At 28.6% G+C, this 4,119-nt stretch carries 4 protein-coding genes and 1 other annotated feature; of the genes, 1 reads left to right on the plus strand and 3 read right to left on the minus strand.

The window, feature by feature from the left end:
• Positions 1-16: 16 nt before the first annotated feature.
• The 3 genes from BN899_RS10595 to asnS form a co-directional block, all read right to left on the minus strand.
• A complete protein-coding gene (locus tag BN899_RS10595; protein WP_042275198.1) occupies positions 17-718 on the minus strand; it encodes a polysaccharide deacetylase family protein in 702 nt (233 codons plus the stop codon).
• A 26-nt stretch (positions 719-744) separates the two neighbouring features.
• Positions 745-1,734 carry a CAP domain-containing protein gene (locus BN899_RS10600; RefSeq protein WP_042275199.1) on the minus strand — a complete coding sequence of 330 codons (990 nt, stop codon included), beginning with the start codon at positions 1,732-1,734 and terminating at the stop codon, positions 745-747.
• A gap of 150 nt (positions 1,735-1,884) precedes the next feature.
• Complete coding sequence (asnS, locus tag BN899_RS10605; protein WP_042275200.1) at positions 1,885-3,285, minus strand: asparagine--tRNA ligase; 1,401 nt, start codon at positions 3,283-3,285, stop codon at positions 1,885-1,887.
• Positions 3,286-3,339: 54 nt separating this feature from the next.
• Positions 3,340-3,573 (minus strand) — a binding site (T-box leader).
• Positions 3,574-3,706: 133 nt separating this feature from the next.
• Between asnS and BN899_RS10610 the strand changes: the two genes are divergently transcribed.
• On the plus strand, positions 3,707-4,102 hold the full coding sequence (locus BN899_RS10610) for a hypothetical protein (RefSeq protein ID WP_042275201.1): 396 nt from the start codon (positions 3,707-3,709) through the stop codon (positions 4,100-4,102).
• Positions 4,103-4,119: the final 17 nt, after the last annotated feature.

Raw genomic sequence — 4,119 nt, forward strand, 5'->3', positions numbered from 1 at the left:
ACTATTGAGGCCCTTTTTATTGATTATTTATTAGTTCTGATACTGTTACAAACTTAAATCCTTTTTCAATCATCTTTGGTATTAATAAATCCAGTGCTTCAACTGTATTATCAGTAGCATAATCATGAAGTAAAACTATATCACCATTTTTCACGTTATTTACTATAGTATCTGAAATTTTCGATGCCGGAGGATTTTTCCAATCTTTGGCGTCAACAGTAGTCCATAAAACTATTTTATAACCTAATTTTTTAGCTATTTCAGATAATGATTTTTCATTATAACTCCCAAATGGTGGTCTAAATAAAGTAGGTTTTTTGCCTGTATGCTTTACTAATGTTTCTTCACATTTTAAAATTTCATCTTCAATTTGTGAACTACTTAAATTACTTATATCTGGATGACTAAAAGTATGATTTCCTATTTCATGGCCTTCCTTATTTGCTCTAACTAGTGGTTCTGTATACCAATTGGCATGCTTTCCTGCAATAAAGAAAGTTGCTTTTACATCATATTTTTTTAGAACATCTAAAACTTGATTTGTTTCTTTAGGGTGCGGTCCATCATCAAATGTAAGAGCTATAAGTTTTTTATTCCTAGATCCACTTTTTACAAGAACTTCCTCATCCTTGACTGCATATACAGATAAGCTTAGACCTAGAACAAATACTAAACTTAATATTACTACTAATGCTTTATATTTTTTATTATGTCTCATGATAATGACTTCCTTTCATACTTTTTCTATATATAGAAATTCTGAGTATAATATATAGTATAATGTCCTCCAAATACTACACCTACTCCTATATATTTATATTCCCCTAAAATATTTTTTCTATGACCCTCAGAATTCATCCAAGCCTCATGTGCATATACTGCACTAGTTTGCCCTGCTGCGATATTTTCTCCAGCTCCCATATAAAATATCCCTTGTTTTTTCATTCTATCAAAAGGACTTTCATTACTTTTATTTACATGATCAAAATAATTTTTTTCCATCATATCTTTACTATGAAACCTTGAACTTAAAGTTGCCTTTTCACTATATTTTAAAGAATTTAATCCATTTTGTAGTCTAGTGCTGTTAACTAAATCTATAGTTTGTAATTCAAAACTTTTTTTAAGATCTTCACTTCCTTTTGGATATATACCGTTTAAGCTTTCTTCTGCTTGCTCTGATACAACCTGGTATGAACGTATTCTGTTATTTTCATAAATATCATAAAATACAGTAATATATTTGTTATCTATATTTATTACGTCATATTGATCATTAGAATTTATTATGTATCTAGTATTTCCTTTTTTCTTATATTCTAGTGGCTTGTAATTTTTTCTTACAAATTCTTTATTATCATTTATCTTTATATTTTCTAATTCAATAGAGTTTATAGAGTTGCTATAAATTGCAACCACTTTTTCTCCTTCTATTCCGACCATTGCAAAATCTTTTCCGTATCTATTATACACATACCAACCAAAGGAATACTCACTATTATCTATTCTATCTGGACTTCCAATTAAGCTTATTACGTGTTCTTTGCTATCTCCTAATTTTATACTTTCAAGATTTTTAATATTAAACTTAATTTCATTAGTATTTTCATTTATCTGCTGATTTAATACTTTAGTATCTTTAGATATATTTTTATTAAATAATCCTTCTTTAAAATCAGAATTATAAAAATAAACACCTAATAAAATTATTAATATAAATATTATTTTTTTCAATTTACCACACTCCAATAAATTTTTACTCTTTAACATAGTGTACACTTATAAGATATTCATACTATTATTTTTTAATAATTATATTTTAGTGTCTATTTTGTTACTATTTTAAATACAAAAAACCCCTAAAATTTAGGGGCTTTTAATATATTAAAATTCTGCATTCTTTGGAGTTCTTGGGAATGGTATTACGTCTCTAATGTTTGCCATACCAGTCATATACATTATTATTCTTTCAAATCCTAAACCAAATCCTGAGTGAGTAGCTGTTCCGAACTTTCTAAGTTCTAAGTACCACCAGTAATCTTCTTTGTTTAGTCCCATTTCATCTATTCTTTCAAGTAATTTATCTTCTCTTTCTTCTCTTTGAGAACCACCAACTATTTCTCCTACTCCTGGAACTAATAAGTCCATAGCTCTAACTGTTTTTCCATCTTCATTCATTCTCATATAGAATGCTTTTATATCTTTTGGATAATCAGTAACAAATACTGGTGCTTTAAATATTTGTTCAGTTAAATATCTTTCATGTTCAGTTTGAAGGTCATCTCCCCATTTAACTGGGTATTCAAACTCATGACCTGATTCTTGTAACATTTCAACTGCTTTAGTATAAGTAAGTCTAGTAAATTCTGAGTTTACTACATTGTTTAATCTATCTAATAATCCTTTATCTATGAAGCTGTTGAAGAATTCCATTTCTTCTGGAGCATTTTCCATTACGTAGTTTATAACGTATTTTATCATATCTTCAGCAAGTTCCATATTGTCTTCTAAATCAGCAAAGCATATTTCAGGCTCTATCATCCAAAACTCAGACGCATGTCTTTGTGTAAATGAGTTTTCAGCTCTAAATGTTGGTCCAAATGTATAAACATTTCTAAATGCTAAAGCCATTATTTCAGCATTTAATTGACCAGAAACTGTTAAGTTAGCTTCTTTACCGAAGAAATCATTGCTATAATCAACTTTTCCATCTTCAGTAGTAGGTATGTTAGTTAAATCCATAGTTGTTAATCTAAACATCTCTCCAGCACCTTCACAGTCACTTCCTGTTATGATTGGTGAATGAGCATATACAAAGTTTCTATCTTGGAAGAACTTGTGTATAGCATACGCTGCTAAAGATCTTACTCTAAATACTGCTGAGAAAGTATTACTTCTTGGTCTTAAATGAGCTATTGTTCTTAAGTACTCAAGAGTATGTCTTTTCTTTTGTAGTGGATATGAACTATCTGATTCACCTTCTACCACTATATTTGTAGCTTGTATTTCTACAGGCTGCTTAGCTCCTTCAGTTGAAACTAATTCACCTTCTACAAGTATTGATGAGCTTATTGGTAATTTCGTTAATTCTTTAAAGTTTTCTAATTTTTCGTCAGATAAAACTACTTGCATATTTTTAAAGAAACTTCCGTCATTTAATTCTACGAACCCAAAGTTCTTAGATGATCTAGATGTTCTTATCCATCCAGCTACTTTCACAGTTTTTCCAATATATTCTTCTTTTTGTCTGTATAATTCTTTTACTGTTACAAATTCCTTTTGCATTTTATTTTCCTCCTCATATTATTTATCTATAATAAAAAAAGCCCTTCATCCCATAAAAGGGACGAAAGACTGTACTTTCGCGGTACCACCCTAGTTGTCAAATAATTGACCTCTTAGTTAAGCTTTGCTTATAGTCTATAACGGGACTTCCCGTCTAAGCCTACTCTCTTAAGGATTTCGGTTAGAGACTCCAAGATGTTCTTCAATATAAACTTCGTATTGAGCTTTCACCATCCTCAACTCGCTGAAACTACATTTTATATCTAATCTTCTTTTCATAGTCTTTATTTTTCATATTATTTCAATTATTTAACAAGATTATACCAACATATAAAATTTTAGTCAATATATTATTTTACTTGTAACTTTTAAATGACTAAAATTTTATTTTTTACAAATAATAGTAATTGGAGGTGATTATTTGAAATATATATTATTTTTTCTTATTATACTTTCTTTTATAGGTCCAACTGCTGATAGTAATAAAAGTCTCGGATCTGTATTTAAAGATGGCTTTTACAATTATATAACTTGTTTAGATAATACATTTAACTATTTAGCTGATAATGTTGATGCTTTTTCTATATTAGCAGAGATACCATATGAAAAAGCCTATAAAGATGTTATGGATAATAGGCATCTTACAAAACATCTTGTATCTTCGGGTGAAACATTAGATGACATTATAAAAAAGTATAATACCAATATTGATGATATAGAAAATTTTAGGAAAGTTGTATATAAAGAAAATGAAGGAATTGTGTCTAAATCTTATGATGTTCAATCTGGAGAATATATAGTTATTCCATCTGATTAGTAATTTATATATAAAAA

Source organism: Faecalimicrobium dakarense (genome assembly GCF_000499525.1).
GTDB classification, from domain to species: domain Bacteria; phylum Bacillota; class Clostridia; order Peptostreptococcales; family Peptostreptococcaceae; genus Faecalimicrobium; species Faecalimicrobium dakarense.

Excerpts from the sequence above, each read along its gene's own strand:
- BN899_RS10595 (WP_042275198.1), bottom strand. The coding sequence starts at position 718 with ATGAGACATAATAAAAAATATAAAGCATTAGTAGTAATATTAAGTTTA.
- asnS (WP_042275200.1), bottom strand. The coding sequence starts at position 3,285 with ATGCAAAAGGAATTTGTAACAGTAAAAGAATTATACAGACAAAAAGAA.